Source organism: Sulfitobacter sp. IGS-18 (assembly GCF_059628195.1).
Genome location: NZ_CM184556.1, coordinates 1,240,817 through 1,254,793, shown reverse-complemented (window position 1 = coordinate 1,254,793; position 13,977 = coordinate 1,240,817). Strand labels below are relative to the sequence as shown.

Genomic DNA, 13,977 nt, shown 5'->3' with positions numbered 1-13,977 from the left:
CAAGCTGCGAGAGACCGATGCGCGAGCCCCACGACCGTCCCGCTGCCCCGAACTACACTCAGGCCTGCATCGTGATGTTCGGCGTCAATCTGGCGTGGGTGCTGATGGCGATCTGGGCAATCTGGGGCCTGATCGCGGCAGCGGTTCTGGGCTGGATGGTGAACAAGGTGATTGATCGCATCGCCGCGACACGGCAATAGGGGCGCGCGCGGCCACCGCGCCCCAGACACCCTTTCGAAAGGCCTGCCCCATGTCCTCCAGCCTCCGCATCGTGCTTTCCAGCGATCATGCCGCCATCAACCTGCGCCGCGCCGTTGCCGCCCATGTCACATCGCGTGGCCATGAGGTGGTCGACATCGGCCCCGAGACGCCCGAGAGCACGCATTACCCCGACCACGGTGCCGCCGCCGCGCGGCATGTGACGTCAGGCGATTGCGCGCTGGGGATCGTGCTTTGCGGCACCGGCCAGGGGATCATGATGGCAGCGAACAAGGTATCAGGGATTCGTTGCGGCGTCTGTTCTGACGTCTTTTCGGCCCGGATGATCCGCGCGCATAACGATGCCAACATGCTGGCCCTGGGGGCGCGGGTGATCGGCGATGGCGTCGCGCTCGACATTGTCGATGCGTTTCTCGACACCGCCTTCGAAGGCGGACGCCATGCCACAAGGGTCGACATGATCATGGCGCTGGAAGGTTAGGCGCCTGCGATCACATCTGCTGCCGCCTCCAGCGCGCCGGGGCCGTGTTCGATCTTCATTGCGCGCATGCCGGCCTCGATCCCGCCCAGAAGGCCCATGATCATATGGCCGTTGGTATGGCCCATGTGCCCCAGCCGGAAAAATCCGTCGCGCGCCGGATCGCCGGGTTCGGCCATCCCAAGCCCGATGCCAAGGGTCAGGCCCAGCTCCTGTTCGACCCAGTTGCGCAATTCGGTGGCATGCGGGCTTTGCAGGCGCAGGGCGGTCACCGCGCAGCTGCGGTTGGCCGGATCGGCGACATTCATCCCGAAGGTGCCGGCCGTGGACCAGGCCTCGCAGGCGGCCCAGACCGCACGGGCCAGCAACAGATGGCGGGCCCAGACCTGTTCGATCCCTTCGTCGTGGATCATGGTGAGGGCGGTGCGCAGACCATATAGATGGTGGGTGGGGGCGGTGCCCCCGTGGTATTGAAAGAATTCCTCCGGGTGGGCGCGCGGGCTCCAGTCCCAGTACCAGCTGACGCGGGGCAGTCTGGCGCGCGCCGCCTCCGCCCGGTCATTGAAAAAGACAAAGGCCATGCCCGGCGGCACCATCAGGCCCTTCTGGCAGCCCGTCACCATGACATCCACGCCCCAGGCGTCCATCTCGAAGACGTCACAGCCCAGCGAGGCGATGCAATCGGCCATCAGCAGCGCGGGATGGTCCACATCGTCCAGCACCGCGCGCAGGGCCGCGATGTTGTTGCGGATGGAGGTTGCCGTGTCCACATGCACGGCCAGCACCGCCTTGATCTGATGGCCCGTATCGGCCTTCAGCGCCTCGGCGATGCGGTCCATGTCCATCGGGGATTGCCTGCCGAAGTCGATGATATCCACCTCCAGCCCGAGGCTTCTGGCCATCTGCCCCCAGCCCAGCCCGAACCGCCCGGTGGCGGGAACCAGCACCCTGTCGCCGGGCTGAAGCACATTGGAAAGGGAGGCTTCCCAGGCCGCATGGCCGTTGCCGATGTACATTGCCACGTGATGATCCGTCCGCGCGACCCGTTTCAGGTCGGTGACCAGCCCGGGCATCATCTCTGTCAGCTCACCGGCATAGATATTGGGCGCGGCCCGGTGCATGGCACGCAGCACCGCGTCGGGCATGACCGAAGGTCCGGGAATCGCAAGATAAGGACGCCCCTGCGCCAGTTTCGGAGTCTTTGCCATGGGTATGCCTTGTTGTGGTAGCTATGATCGGGCCGACACTACGCCCCCTTGATCCGGCGTCAATATCTCACCTGCCTTGCCCTGTCCCCATGGGTTGCGTAGACAGGTCTGCAGACCGCCCCAAAGGAGCGTCCACGTCGATATGAACGATCAGACCTACACGTCGGGCGAGCTTTTGCGCTGGCTTTGGCGGGATTACCTGAAGAAACACACCAAGCTGATGATCGTCGCCATGATCTTCATGGGGATCGAGGGCAGCACGCTGGGTGCTCTGGCACGGCTGATGGAACCGATGTTCGACACGGTCTTTGTCGCCGGGGACCGCAGCGCGCTCAAATGGGTCGGGCTGGTGCTGGTCGGCATCTTTGCGATGCGCGCCATTGCCGGGGTGATCCAGAAGGTATTGCTGACCCGCATCGCGCAGCGCACCGCCGCCGACATGCGCATCGAACTGCTGGACAAGCTGATGGTCCAGGATGGCGCGTTTCACCAGTCGCATCCCCCCGGCTTCCTGATCCAGCGGGTGCAATCGGACGTGAATGCCGTGGGCGATGTCTGGCGCGCGGTCATCACGGGTGCCGGCCGCGACGCCATCGGCCTGCTGGTGTTGCTGGGGGTGGCGATCTCGATTGATCCGGTCTGGGCTTTCCTGGCCTGCATCGGGGTGCCACTGATGGTGCTGCCCGCTGCTGCCGCCCAACGCTTTGTGCGCCGCCGTGCCCGCGAAGCGCGTGATCTGGGCGCACATCTGGCAACCCGGCTGGACGAGGTGTTTCACGGCATCGTCCAGATCAAGCTGAATGCGCTGGAAGAATACCAGTCGCGGCAATACCGCGACCTGACCCGCAGGTTCATCACCACCGAAGTGCGCGCCGCCTTTGGCAATTCCGCGATACCGGGGATGATCGACATCATGTCCGGCATCGGTTTCATGGCCGTGATCCTTTATGGCGGCAGCCAGATCATTTCGGGTGACAAGACAATCGGCCAGTTCATGACGTTTTTCACCGCCATGGGCTTTACCTTCAGTCCGCTGCGGCGGCTGGGCGGGGTCAGCGGGCTGTGGCAGACGGCGGCAGCGGCGCTGGAGCGGCTCAAGGAGCTCTTGGATGCCCCCGCGCCCCAGACCAACCCGCAGCACCCCAAGGCACTGCCGCTGCCCGGCACCGATATCAAGTTGAAGAATGTGACCCTGTCCTTTGGCGAGGCCAAGGTGCTGGACGGTTTGTCCCTGACCGCGAAGGAAGGCGAGACAACGGCGCTTGTCGGGGCTTCGGGTGCCGGGAAATCGACGATTTTCAACGTGCTGACCCGGCTCATCGACCCGCAGGAGGGCGAGGTCACCATCGGTGGCACCTCGGTCAAGGACCTGACGCTGGCGGACCTGCGCGGTCTCTTCTCTGTGGTGACGCAGGAAGCGCTGCTGTTTGACGAGACCCTGCGCGAGAACATCGTGCTGGGCCGGACGGATGTCAGCGAGGCGCGCCTGCAGGAGGTGCTGAAAGCGGCCCATGTGGCCGATTTCCTGCCCAAGCTTGAGCACGGGCTGGATACGAAGGTGGGGCCGCGCGGCTCTGCCCTGTCGGGGGGGCAACGGCAAAGGGTGGTGATCGCCCGTGCGCTGCTGCGCGACACGCCGATCCTGCTGCTGGACGAAGCGACAAGCGCATTGGATGCGCAGTCTGAACAGGTGGTGCAGGACGCGCTGGACCGGCTTTCGGCCGGGCGCACCACCATCGTGATCGCCCACCGGCTGGCCACCATCCGCAGCGCCGACCGCATCATCGTGATGGACCGGGGCCAGGTGATGGATGAAGGCACCCATGAGGAGTTGCTGGCGCGCGGCGGGATCTATGCAAACCTCTATCGTTTGCAGTTCGAAGACGGAAAGACAGTGTCGGACATCCGGGGCATGCGGGCGCTGCGGGCCCGTGAACGGGGGCTTGCCCCCGCCGCACCAAACCTTCTGCAACGGATTGGCCAGCGCCTGTTCGGCTGAGCATTGCCAGGTGGTGCGCTGATCGTCGCGATCTGGCCGGGGCCGTCACTTACTACCGGGCGGACCATATTGGCTGGCTGATTGGCTGGCTGATCGACCGCCTGAGGCGCATGGCCAAACCGTCCTTATGGTCGGAATGATGACATGTCATGCAAGATATGTCTTCTGAGACATGTCAAAAATGACATGTCATCATGTGACGCGACGCAGACCGGAAGACACCGCAGAGTCAGCAGAGCCTCCGGCCGGCAGGTTTGCACCGCGATTTTCCCGGATCAACCTGCCCTACCGCCGATACCCCTGAGCCAGCTGCTCCGGGTCGCTGCCCGCACTGTAGCGCAGCAAAGTCCACAGATTGCGCAGGCCCCGTCGCAGCCACCCCTGGCGCTGGTATTTCTCGGCGCTGGTGACGGCAACGGTATCAAGCCCCGACAAATGCCCCCGCAGGGCGCGCGCGATTGCCACGTCTTCCATCAGCGGGATGTCGGGAAAACCGCCGGTCTTTTCGTAAAGCGCCTTTGAAATCAAAAGCCCCTGATCCCCATAGGGCAGTCCGAAACGGCTGCGCAGGTTGGCCCAGCCGCTGACCAACAGCGCCGGCAGCCCGCCCCTGTCGAACCTCAGGCGGCACCACCCGGCGTTGCTGCTGTTGCGGATGTGATGGCGCATGCAATCGGCCCAGCCGGGTTGCAGCCGCGTATCGGCATGCAGGACAAGCAGCCACTCGCCCCTGGCCTGCGCACAGCCGCGGCGCAGTTGCCCTCCGCGCGACGGCGCGCCCTGCAGCACCTGTGCGCCCCAGGCATGGGCCAGCGCGGCGGTTGCATCGTCCGATCCGCCATCGCTGACGATCAATTCGCGGATAATCCCCGCCTCCAGCCCTTCCATCAGCGCCGTCAGACAATCCGGCAGCACGTCTGCCGCATTCAATGTCGGAATGATGACCGTGATCGGCGCGCGCATGGTGCCCCCTTTTGAACGCTGGACGGAAGCTATATGTCATGGCTACCGCAGAAAGGACACCATCATGACAAACCGCCGTATCCTGCGCCTGTCGGGCAAGGACACCCGCGAATTCCTTCAGGGCCTGATCACCAACGACATCCGCAAACTGGAAAAGGGGCCGATCTATGCCGCCCTTCTCACGCCGCAGGGCAAGTATCTGGCCGACTTTTTTGTCACTGGCCAGGAGGATGGCGCGGTCCTGCTCGATGTCGCGGAGAGCCTGGGCGATATGCTGGTGCAGCGGCTGACGATGTACAAGCTGCGCGCCTCAGTCACGATCGAAGGCACCGGATTGCACCTGCATCGCGGCATCGGGACCCCGCCGCCCGACGGCTATGCCGACCCCCGTCATCCACAGATGGGCTGGCGCGCCTATCGCGCCGAGCCGCAGACAGATGACGAAACCGATTGGGACAGCCTGCGCGTGGCGCATCTTGTCCCCGAAACCGGCGTGGAGCTGACGCCCGATACATTCGTGCTGGAGGCCGGGCTGGACCGTCTGAATGGCGTCGATTTCCGGAAAGGCTGCTATGTCGGCCAGGAAGTGACCGCGCGGATGCGGCACAAGACGACGCTGCGCAAGGGTCTGGCACAGGTCGATGTCGCAGGATCGGCCGATGTGGGCACGGAGCTTATGTCTGGTGACAAACCCGCGGGCACCCTGCTGACGCAGGCGGATGGCAAGGCCATCGCCTACCTCAGGTTTGATCGCGCCACGGGTCCGATGACCGCCGATACCGCCCAGGTCACATGGAACGGGTCGGATTCAGCTATGACAAAATGAGCGGGCCTCGCCCCGATCCGCACCGGTTTGCGCTGCACGCGCAGCATAACGCCACGTCAAGGGCCTGACGCCTCAGGCGCGTTCGACGTATTCCATCGTCTCGGTGTTGACCACGATATCCTCGTCCTGGCCGACGAAGGGAGGCACGGAAACCTTCACACCATTGTCAAGAATGGCAGGCTTGAAGGAGTTGGCAGCGGTCTGCCCCTTCACCACCGGCTCGGTCTCGACAATCTTGCAAACGACCTTTTGCGGCAGTGAGGCGTTCAGCGCCTCTGCCTCGTGATATTCCACCACGATCATCATGCCGTCCTGCAGGAAGGGGCGGCGGTCGCCCAGAAGCTCGGCGGAAAGCTGCACCTGTTCATAGGTTTCGGTATCCATCAGGACCAGCATCCCATTGTCTTCATACAGAAATTGCTGATCTTTCTGTTCCAGCCGCACACGCTCGACCTTGTCCGCAGACCGGAAGCGTTCGTTCAGCTTGGAGCCATTGCGCAGATTGCGCAGCTCTACCTGGGCAAAGGCCCCGCCCTTGCCGGGTTTCACATGGTCGACCTTGACCGCTGCCCAGAGGCCGCCGTTATGCTCCAGCACATTGCCGGGGCGGATCTCGTTTCCATTGATTTTTGGCATTTTGCAAAACCGTCATAAAGGTTGATGTATGTTCATCGCATCCTATATCTGGCGCATCGGCTCCCTGCAAGGCGAGCGCGGGTTATGCTGCAACCGCGAAAGGTCATGCGTTCACTGCATGGGAGACATGCGAAATATCGGTATCCGAATCGAGTGATATCCGTCATAAGAGGCCGCACGCCGAAATGACAAGAGCAAGAATAATAGAAAGGACGACGAGATGAAAGATTTCGTTGATGGCACCGCTTTCAATAACGAGCAAGGAAATCGGGCCAGGAAACTCTTCGCTGCCGTGGTACTGGCAGCGCTTGATGACGCGATTGCGGACGACAAGAAATACGGTAACGGACCAGAGCAGATTGCCCGTTGGGCGCGGTCACGTGACGGGCGCGAAGTGCTGAGCTGTGCCGGCATCGACCCGAACGAACGCGTCGTGACCGGGCTCATGGATTTCGTTGGAAAAGGTGTCAGGACCTCCGTCGCCCTGAGCCGTGAAGAATCCGAGCGGCGCAATGCTGCTCAGCAGGCCGAAGCGGCCTGATCCTCCCTCCGCCATCAGAACAAGATCAAACGCAGTCTCAGGGCTGCGTTTTTTTTCGCGCGGGGCGGAAGGGCCGTGGTCACATCCCCCTTTTCCCTCCGCGCGATTTGCGCCAGCTTGCGCACCAGTTGCAAAGGCGCTGAAATGACCAAAGCCATCATGATCCAGGGCACCGGTTCGAACGTGGGGAAATCCATGATCGTGGCCGGTTTGATTCGCGCCTGCGTGAACCGGGGCCTGCGGGTGCGCCCGTTCAAGCCGCAGAACATGTCCAACAATGCCGCCGTGACCGAAGACGGCGGCGAGATCGGGCGCGCTCAGGCGCTGCAGGCCCGTGCAGCGGGGGTGGCGCCGCATACGGACATGAACCCGATCCTGCTGAAGCCCCAGTCGGCCACGGGGGCGCAGCTGGTGGTTCAGGGCAAGGTGGCAGGCCATCAGGAGGCGGCGGCATTTGGCGCGAACAAACAGGCGCTGATGCCCCATGTGCTGGAGTCCTTTCACCGGCTGGCGAAGGGCATAGACCTGATCATCGTGGAGGGTGCAGGCAGCCCGGCGGAAACAAACCTGCGCGCGGGCGATATTGCCAACATGGGCTTTGCCAATGCTGCCGGTGTGCCCGTCATCCTGATGGGCGACATCGACCGGGGCGGCGTGATTGCACAGATCGTGGGCACGCAGGCGGTCATGTCAGCGCAGGACAACGCAATGGTGCGGGGCTTTGCCGTCAACAAGTTCCGCGGCGACCGCAGCTTGTTCGATGCGGGCCGCGACGACATCGCGCGGCGCACCGGCTGGCCCAGCCTGGGCGTGATCCCCTGGTTCGACCTGGCGCACCGCCTGCCTGCCGAAGACGTGATGGACCTGCCCGCACGCGCACGTTCCGGCGGTGCGGGCTGCGTGATCGCGGTGCCGCGCCTGCCGCGCATTGCCAATTTCGACGATCTGGACCCGCTGGCGGCCGAGCCGGGCGTGGATCTGCGCATGATCATGCCCGGCACGCTCCTGCCCGCCGAGGCCGATCTGGTGCTGCTGGTCGGCTCCAAAGCCACGATTTCCGATCTTGAGGCCTTTCGTGCCGAAGGCTGGGACATCGACCTGGCCGCGCATATCCGGCGTGGCGGGCATGTGCTGGGGCTTTGTGGGGGGTATCAGATGCTGGGTCGTCGGATCGCCGATCCGCATGGCATCGAAGGGCCGCCATCAGAAGTGGCCGGGCTGGGGCATCTCGACATTGAAACCGTGATGGCCCCCAAAAAGCACCTGTCCCTCAAGACCGGCACCCATCCGGCAAGCGGCACAGCCCTGTCCGGGTATGAGATTCATATCGGGGAAACCACCGGCCCTGACTGCGCGCGGGGCTGGCTGAGCTTCGATGGCACACCCGAAGGGGCCACCAGCGAAGATGGTCGTGTCCAGGGATGCTACATGCATGGGATCTTCACGTCCGACGATTTCCGCCGCGCCTATCTGGCGGATTTCGGCGTCACCTCATCCCACCAGTTCGATCTTGGCGTGGACAAGACGCTGGACGCCCTGGCAGAGCATGTCGAAAGCTACATGGATGTGGACCTGCTGCTGTCGCTTGCAGGCGAGCTCTGAGCGTTATTCCAGTTCCTGCGCGGTCAGGGCGCGGTGGATTTCACGCCGCACCAGCTTGCGCACATTGCGGGTAATCCGTTCGCCCAATGCGCCTTGCAGTTCGGCCCGCACGATCTCGCTGACCAGATCGCGCAGCGCTTCCTCGTCCAGCAACTGATCATCTTCGGCAAACACAGGGCGTTCGTCGGATTTTGCCGCCTTGGCATCTTCCGCCGCATCAGGCTGGTCGGCTTTGGCCTGATCTTGCGCGCTCCGGTCACTGAAGAAGCTGGCAGGATCCGGCTGTTCGCCCCGGTTTTCGGGAAGGTTGTGCAGGCGCGCGGTCGAGACCGTCTGCTCCACATCATCTTCCCATGCCATCGCAGGCGCTTCGGTGCCGGAATATTCACCATCACCCGGGCTGTCCGGTTCCCAGGTTTCTGAAATATTGCCGATTGCGGTTTCCAGCGCTTCAATCTTGGCGCTCAGCGTTGCGGCCTGGGCGTCATGCCGGGCGGGGGTGGCATCATCATCCGCATCCGGCCCCGGTGCAACGGCTTCATCCTCGTCCGCATCCTGGAATGCGTCATCGAAGGCGTAGTTGTCACGGTCCCCCTCGCCATCCTGGTCGGCATCATCGGCGAAATTATAGGGATCGGTTTCGTAATCGAGGGCCGGGTCATCCAGATCCGTTTCGATATCACCGAAATCCGGATCACCGGCGACGTCCGGCGCGGCGGATAGGGCTTCATCTCCTGCCGCGGTATCGGGCGCAGGTCCCGTCCCGACCGAGGTTTCATCGCTCGCATCTTCGCCATAGGCCGCCTCGAATGCGGCATCCTCTTCGGACCAGTCCTGCGCCATGGCATCGTCAGCTTTGTCCGGCGTTTCGACGTCGGGCTCTGCAACACGCAAGGCAGGGGTCAACACCAGCCGGTCAGAGACAACGGGCCGGGTTTTGGTCTGCAAAGGACGTTTATCTTCAGAAACCAGACGGCGGATCGAAGACAGGACATCCTCCACCTCGGCATTTGTGACGGGGTCGGACATAGATTTTTACCACTCATTCCTCACGCGGAGGTTAGCGCGGATCAGAGATTCCCACAATGGGGCGCTGAAAATTGTCAGTCTTTTTGCAAAGCGCGCAAAACACGGTCAAGTTGACGCCCCTGCCGGGATTCCTTTGCCGGGCCGTCCTTGACCAGATTGTAATACCCCGCAGGGTCATAAATCTGGACCGGCAGCCCCAGGCTGGCCGCTGTCAACTGTCCCGTCGCCGAGAGGATCGAATAGGCGGCGATATAAAGGTTCGCGCGGGCCGAAACCTGTGTCGACTGGGCATCCAGCAGGGATTGCTCCGCATCCAGCACATCCAAGGTGGTACGCGCGCCCAGCGTCGCTTCCTCGCGCACGCCCCGGAAAGCGATACGTGCCGCGCGAATCTGACGCTCGGATGCTTCAAGCTGCGCTCTGGCAGAGGCAAATCCGGCATAGGCATTGCCAACCGCCTGTTCGACATCAAAGCGCACCACATGCAGATTGGCCCGCTGCGCATCCCTTTGCGCCATGCTCTTGCGCGCGGCAGATGACAATGCACCGCCTTGATAGATGGTCTGGCTGACGCCCAGTCCAATGGAGGCATTGTTGTTGTAATTCTGGTTGCCGAATTCCTCGGACACGCCGACCGAGCCGGAGAGCTTGATCTGCGGCGCCATCGCCGCTTCGCTCGCACGGATCAACAGGTCGGCAGCGGCCACCTGATGCTGGGCCGACTGCAGCAGCGGATGGCGGCGCAATGCCAGCCCCTTGGCGGTGTCGATGTCATTGCTGATCGCGGGCAGCTTGGGCGGTCCGCTCAACCGGCCGGGCTTGCGGCCCACGGCGGTACGGTACTCTTCCTGCGCGCGCAACAGGTCGCCTTCCGCCCCGGCCAGGCCGCTGCGGGCATTTGCCAGCTGTGCCTCGGCCAATGCAACGTCGGTCCGGGTCACCTCACCGACTTCAAAGCGGTCGCGTGCCGCGCGCAGTTCCTGCGTCAGCAGCCGCACGTTGTTCTGGCGCAGCGCCACGAATTCCGATGCTTCGATCACGCCCATATAGGCATTGACCGCGCGCAACAGGATCTGCTGTTCGACATTCAAAAGCGAATCGCGGGTGGCAAGCACCGTTTCCTTGGCCGCCTCGATGCGGAAGGCCGAGGCGCCAAAATCATGGATCAGCACTTCGGCAATCAGGTTGATCGACGCATTCAGCGAATTGGAACTGCCTGTTGTCGCGAAAAAGCCCTGTGGCGGCGAATCGCGGTAGCTCTGGGTCAGGCCAGCGGTCCAGCGCAGAACCGGCTTCAACGCGGCACCGGCAGCGGCGACATCTTCGTCGGCGGCCCGCAGGACCGCGCGATTCTGTTCCAGCAACCCTGAATGGTTGTACGCCCCGACCAGCGCATCCGCCAATGTTTCGGCCTGAGCCGGCCGGTCCGCGGCCACCAGCGCCGTCGCAAGACAGACAATGCCCGCCGCGCGCCGCAGTTTCTGGATGGAAATCACCTGCATCATGAGTTTCTCTCTGCTCATATCCCCGGCCCGGCACGCCGCCGGGTCTGTTTTTATCAGAATTCGAAGGCAACCTCGCGCCCGAAACCCGGCAATACCGGTGCCGCCGCATTGAAGGCCATCCGCCAGCTGATGTCCGCGCCGCGCTTGCGGCCGACGCGCACCTCGCCCAATTCACCATCCATGAACAATGCCGCGATCCGCCCGTCTTCCTTGAGCTGATCAAGCAAGGGGGCTGGCACCTGCTGCACGCCGCCCTGAAGGATGATCACGTCATAGGGGCCATGTTGCTGCGCGCCCTCGACCAGCGGGCCGACATGCACCACCGCGTTGTCCGCCCCGGCGGCCATCAGCGCTTCCTGCGCCTCATGGGCCATGGCCTCATCCTCTTCGACGGCAACGACAGCTTCGGCCATATGGGCGATCACTGCGGTGGAATAGCCCATGCCCCCACCGACATCCATCACAAGTTCCCGGTTGGTGATCGCCAGAACATCCAGCATCTTGGCCAGGGTGCGCGGCTCAAGCAGGACACGGCCCTGCCCCAGGTCGAGGTTTTCTCCCATATAGGCCGCTTCGCGTTGGGCAGATGGAACAAAGTCCTCTCTCGGCACGGACAGCATCGCCTCTATGATCGGAAACTTGGTCACATCGGAGGGTCGGACCTGGGTATCGACCATCATATTGCGGCGCGTGGCGAAATCGATCATCAGCTAAACTCATCTGTTCAGATTCTCTTTGATCAGGTGTGCCACATCACTCGCGGCGCGGCAACGGCCCGAACCTCATTTTCACCGCTTCATGGGACTTGCAGGCACAGATGTGATCAGATAGCAGTGCATCACCCCATCGGCTGGCGAGTTGGCGGAGTGGTTACGCAGCGGATTGCAAATCCGTGTACAGGAGTTCGATTCTCCTACTCGCCTCCATTTATTTTCAAAGACTTAGATCAAGCCGACAACTAGACCGCCCGCGCGTCTAAACAAATGTCTAAACATTCTGTTTTTGTTCTGTTCCTAAATCATAGTGCCGCCGATAGTTTTGCCGACCCTGTCCCGCAGAGGAAGCCCGCCACTACAGCCTCCAGTTGCGCGCTTCCGACCATTGGGCGTATGCTCCCCCTAACTGGAGGATTAGCATGGTATTTCTCGGCAAACTGATCTCGTGGGCGCTTGTCATTCTTGGCGTTCTGCGCGTCGCTATGGGTATTTTCGTCGCCCAGATGTTTTCAGAACCAGAGGCATATGCCGCTGCAACCGCCCGATACTTTGGGTCGAGAGCTTCCGGCGAAGCGATTGACCAAGGTTTCATCATGATTGTATTCGGTGTCGGTCTTGGCCTGTTGGCGCAGATCGCATCGAACAGCGCCAAGGCGTCCGCCCGGAACTGACCTCGGCCCGGCGTTCCGTCAGAGCATTCTGCCCCCGTAGACCTGAGTATCGGAGGGGGCGGAAGGCGGCCCGCATAACACTACCTTGATAAGATATGCATTTAGTGACAGCGGCGACTTCAAAAACCTGTCCCACACCGCCATTCTTTCGAGATTACATCAACTTCAGTTGTCAACTGCTTTCTAACTCCGCAGCCTAACACTGATTAGCGAATGTGTCCTCAAAATCACCAAGCTGTATATGCGTTTAGTGACAGGCAGACACGGGCGCTGGCACTTAATCCCCCTAGTGCTTGAGCCGTGAGTCCGGCCACGCTACCCTCACTCCATCAACACGGTTTGCATGAACGCCCAGTGTACATTCGCTCTGAGTAAGGCGCGCAAACCCAACATAGGTTGAACGATTGGTTTGAAGATGGCGGCGACGAACATGGAACAAAAAGCACTCAGCCTGCTCCGCGCATTTGAGCGTGCAGGCAAAATGGTCACCCGCGTCTCCATCGACGGTCGAAAGATCGAGCTTGAATTGTCTTCGGGTGAAATGTCCGACGAATTCGACGGGGTAGATATGCGGCATGGCTAAACGCGAGCTGCCCAAGCACGTCTACCGCCAACGCAACGGCATCTACTTCCAGAGGCGGGGGTGGCCCTCCCAAAAATTTCTAAGCGACTTCGGGACAGCGGCGTTCTGGAAGGAATACGCCGACATACTCGCCGCCAAGGACAAGCCGCAAGTCATCGCATCGCGAAGTTTCAAGGCGCTTATCAAGAGCTACCGGAAGTCCCCCAGATACCGGAACCTCAAACCGCGTACCGGTCTGGATTACGACAAGCATCTGGATTTTTTCATTTCCATCATGGGCGATCGCAACCCGGCCAAGCTGCAACGGAAGGACGTGATCCGCCTGAGAGACTCAAACGCTGAGAAGGCCTATTTCGCAAATTACTCTTTGCGCGTCCTGCGCGTTCTGATGGAACACTGTGTCGATCTCGGTTGGCGCGAAAGCAACCCGGCACGTGGCGTTTCCGAACTCAAGACCGACAAGCGCGAACGCCAGCCGTGGCCGCAGGAGCTTCTGGATACCTACCGGGCCACCTGCCCGCTCGGCACCAGACAACGCCTTGTCATGGAGCTCTGCGTCGGAACAGGCCAGAGGATCGGTGACGTTCTGGAAATGCGCTGGTCGGATATTCAGGATGGCGCGGTCTTTGTAAGGCAGAGCAAGACCAAGAAAGAACTCTGGGTTCCAATCCTGCCCCAACTCCAACAGGCGTTGGAAGCCGCTGAGCGCCATTCAGTCTTCATCGTCACAAACGAACGCGGAACCAACCGCTGGTCCTATCGCGGCGCCTCCGCCGCCGTGCGGAAGGTCAGAGAGCAGATCGGGGCAGTTGACTATGACATCCACAGCTGGCGCTACAACGCGGCCTGCGAGCTTGTGGAAGCCGGATGCAGCGATGATCTGGTTGCAGCCGTGACGGGTCAAAGTCCGGCGATGGTGCTGCACTACACCAAGAAGGTGCGTCAACGGATCAGAGCGATTGCCGCGCAGCAGATGCGTGAAAATCGGAATGGGCGATAGC

At 62.0% G+C, this 13,977-nt stretch carries 15 protein-coding genes and 1 tRNA gene; 10 read left to right on the top strand and 6 right to left on the bottom strand.

Annotation, left to right across the window (positions count from 1 at the left end; translation table 11 throughout):
- The first annotated feature begins 17 nt into the window (after nt 1-17).
- Both ACWNZ3_RS06080 and rpiB read left to right on the top strand, forming a co-directional pair.
- Entirely contained in the window at nt 18-200 is a 183-nt protein-coding gene (locus ACWNZ3_RS06080; RefSeq protein WP_274576371.1) for a hypothetical protein, read from the top strand.
- Between the two features lie 50 nt (nt 201-250).
- Nucleotides 251-700 carry a ribose 5-phosphate isomerase B gene (rpiB, locus tag ACWNZ3_RS06075; RefSeq protein ID WP_114272733.1) on the top strand — a complete coding sequence of 150 codons (450 nt, stop codon included), beginning with the start codon at nt 251-253 and terminating at the stop codon, nt 698-700.
- Here rpiB and ACWNZ3_RS06070 read toward each other — a convergent pair.
- Nucleotides 697-1,905: a pyridoxal-phosphate-dependent aminotransferase family protein gene (locus tag ACWNZ3_RS06070; RefSeq protein WP_496901545.1), complete on the bottom strand. Its 1,209-nt coding sequence runs from the start codon at nt 1,903-1,905 to the stop codon at nt 697-699. The genes rpiB and ACWNZ3_RS06070 overlap by 4 nt on opposite strands.
- A gap of 142 nt (nt 1,906-2,047) precedes the next feature.
- Between ACWNZ3_RS06070 and ACWNZ3_RS06065 the strand changes: the two genes are divergently transcribed.
- Nucleotides 2,048-3,904, top strand: coding sequence for an ABC transporter ATP-binding protein (locus ACWNZ3_RS06065; protein WP_269365132.1), 1,857 nt, complete (start codon nt 2,048-2,050; stop codon nt 3,902-3,904).
- 285 nt (nt 3,905-4,189) lie between these two features.
- Here ACWNZ3_RS06065 and ACWNZ3_RS06060 read toward each other — a convergent pair whose 3' ends face one another.
- On the bottom strand, nt 4,190-4,867 hold the full coding sequence (locus ACWNZ3_RS06060; protein WP_496901544.1) for a TIGR04283 family arsenosugar biosynthesis glycosyltransferase: 678 nt from the start codon (nt 4,865-4,867) through the stop codon (nt 4,190-4,192).
- Between the two features lie 64 nt (nt 4,868-4,931).
- On the opposite strand from ACWNZ3_RS06060, the gene ygfZ reads away from it, so the two are divergent.
- Complete coding sequence (gene ygfZ, locus ACWNZ3_RS06055) at nt 4,932-5,693, top strand: CAF17-like 4Fe-4S cluster assembly/insertion protein YgfZ (RefSeq protein WP_496901543.1); 762 nt, start codon at nt 4,932-4,934, stop codon at nt 5,691-5,693.
- A gap of 72 nt (nt 5,694-5,765) precedes the next feature.
- On the opposite strand, the gene efp is transcribed toward ygfZ, so the two are convergent.
- The gene (efp, locus tag ACWNZ3_RS06050) at nt 5,766-6,329 is read right to left on the bottom strand and encodes an elongation factor P (protein ID WP_114272728.1); all 564 of its coding nucleotides are present in this window, start codon (nt 6,327-6,329) and stop codon (nt 5,766-5,768) included.
- 220 nt (nt 6,330-6,549) lie between these two features.
- On the opposite strand from efp, the gene ACWNZ3_RS06045 reads away from it, so the two are divergent.
- Both ACWNZ3_RS06045 and ACWNZ3_RS06040 read left to right on the top strand, forming a co-directional pair.
- A complete protein-coding gene (locus ACWNZ3_RS06045; protein ID WP_008228933.1) occupies nt 6,550-6,870 on the top strand; it encodes a DUF6280 family protein in 321 nt (106 codons plus the stop codon).
- A gap of 144 nt (nt 6,871-7,014) precedes the next feature.
- A complete protein-coding gene (locus ACWNZ3_RS06040) occupies nt 7,015-8,472 on the top strand; it encodes a cobyric acid synthase (protein WP_496901542.1) in 1,458 nt (485 codons plus the stop codon).
- A 3-nt stretch (nt 8,473-8,475) separates the two neighbouring features.
- Here the strand turns inward: ACWNZ3_RS06040 and ACWNZ3_RS06035 are convergent, their stop codons facing one another.
- From ACWNZ3_RS06035 to ACWNZ3_RS06025, 3 genes are all read right to left on the bottom strand, one after another.
- Nucleotides 8,476-9,501: a hypothetical protein gene (locus ACWNZ3_RS06035; protein WP_496901541.1), complete on the bottom strand. Its 1,026-nt coding sequence runs from the start codon at nt 9,499-9,501 to the stop codon at nt 8,476-8,478.
- A gap of 74 nt (nt 9,502-9,575) precedes the next feature.
- A complete protein-coding gene (locus ACWNZ3_RS06030) occupies nt 9,576-11,024 on the bottom strand; it encodes a TolC family outer membrane protein (protein WP_496901540.1) in 1,449 nt (482 codons plus the stop codon).
- 35 nt (nt 11,025-11,059) lie between these two features.
- Nucleotides 11,060-11,713: a protein-L-isoaspartate O-methyltransferase family protein gene (locus ACWNZ3_RS06025; RefSeq protein ID WP_496901539.1), complete on the bottom strand. Its 654-nt coding sequence runs from the start codon at nt 11,711-11,713 to the stop codon at nt 11,060-11,062.
- Nucleotides 11,714-11,858: 145 nt separating this feature from the next.
- Between ACWNZ3_RS06025 and ACWNZ3_RS06020 the strand changes: the two genes are divergently transcribed.
- The 4 genes from ACWNZ3_RS06020 (at nt 11,859) to ACWNZ3_RS06005 (ending at nt 13,976) form a co-directional block, all read left to right on the top strand.
- Nucleotides 11,859-11,932 (top strand) — tRNA-Cys (locus tag ACWNZ3_RS06020).
- Nucleotides 11,933-12,141: 209 nt separating this feature from the next.
- Nucleotides 12,142-12,393: a hypothetical protein gene (locus tag ACWNZ3_RS06015; RefSeq protein ID WP_496901538.1), complete on the top strand. Its 252-nt coding sequence runs from the start codon at nt 12,142-12,144 to the stop codon at nt 12,391-12,393.
- A gap of 430 nt (nt 12,394-12,823) precedes the next feature.
- Nucleotides 12,824-12,976, top strand: a complete 153-nt coding sequence (locus tag ACWNZ3_RS06010; RefSeq protein WP_496901536.1) for a hypothetical protein — start codon at nt 12,824-12,826, stop codon at nt 12,974-12,976.
- Nucleotides 12,969-13,976, top strand: a complete 1,008-nt coding sequence (locus ACWNZ3_RS06005; RefSeq protein WP_496901535.1) for a tyrosine-type recombinase/integrase — start codon at nt 12,969-12,971, stop codon at nt 13,974-13,976. Before ACWNZ3_RS06010 ends, ACWNZ3_RS06005 begins: the two co-directional genes overlap by 8 nt.
- Nucleotide 13,977 lies beyond the last annotated feature (1 nt).

What these genes read in the sequence shown, in the direction of transcription:
- ACWNZ3_RS06010 (WP_496901536.1), top strand. Translation starts at nt 12,824, where the DNA reads ATGGAACAAAAAGCACTCAGCCTGCTCCGCGCATTTGAGCGTGCAGGC.
- rpiB (WP_114272733.1), top strand. Translation starts at nt 251, where the DNA reads ATGTCCTCCAGCCTCCGCATCGTGCTTTCCAGCGATCATGCCGCCATC.
- ACWNZ3_RS06035 (WP_496901541.1), bottom strand. Translation starts at nt 9,501, where the DNA reads ATGTCCGACCCCGTCACAAATGCCGAGGTGGAGGATGTCCTGTCTTCG.
- efp (WP_114272728.1), bottom strand. Translation starts at nt 6,329, where the DNA reads ATGCCAAAAATCAATGGAAACGAGATCCGCCCCGGCAATGTGCTGGAG.
- ygfZ (WP_496901543.1), top strand. Translation starts at nt 4,932, where the DNA reads ATGACAAACCGCCGTATCCTGCGCCTGTCGGGCAAGGACACCCGCGAA.
- ACWNZ3_RS06030 (WP_496901540.1), bottom strand. Translation starts at nt 11,024, where the DNA reads ATGAGCAGAGAGAAACTCATGATGCAGGTGATTTCCATCCAGAAACTG.
- ACWNZ3_RS06080 (WP_274576371.1), top strand. Translation starts at nt 18, where the DNA reads ATGCGCGAGCCCCACGACCGTCCCGCTGCCCCGAACTACACTCAGGCC.
- ACWNZ3_RS06005 (WP_496901535.1), top strand. Translation starts at nt 12,969, where the DNA reads ATGGCTAAACGCGAGCTGCCCAAGCACGTCTACCGCCAACGCAACGGC.
- ACWNZ3_RS06015 (WP_496901538.1), top strand. Translation starts at nt 12,142, where the DNA reads ATGGTATTTCTCGGCAAACTGATCTCGTGGGCGCTTGTCATTCTTGGC.
- ACWNZ3_RS06045 (WP_008228933.1), top strand. Translation starts at nt 6,550, where the DNA reads ATGAAAGATTTCGTTGATGGCACCGCTTTCAATAACGAGCAAGGAAAT.
- ACWNZ3_RS06040 (WP_496901542.1), top strand. Translation starts at nt 7,015, where the DNA reads ATGACCAAAGCCATCATGATCCAGGGCACCGGTTCGAACGTGGGGAAA.
- ACWNZ3_RS06070 (WP_496901545.1), bottom strand. Translation starts at nt 1,905, where the DNA reads ATGGCAAAGACTCCGAAACTGGCGCAGGGGCGTCCTTATCTTGCGATT.
- ACWNZ3_RS06025 (WP_496901539.1), bottom strand. Translation starts at nt 11,713, where the DNA reads ATGATCGATTTCGCCACGCGCCGCAATATGATGGTCGATACCCAGGTC.
- ACWNZ3_RS06065 (WP_269365132.1), top strand. Translation starts at nt 2,048, where the DNA reads ATGAACGATCAGACCTACACGTCGGGCGAGCTTTTGCGCTGGCTTTGG.
- ACWNZ3_RS06060 (WP_496901544.1), bottom strand. Translation starts at nt 4,867, where the DNA reads ATGCGCGCGCCGATCACGGTCATCATTCCGACATTGAATGCGGCAGAC.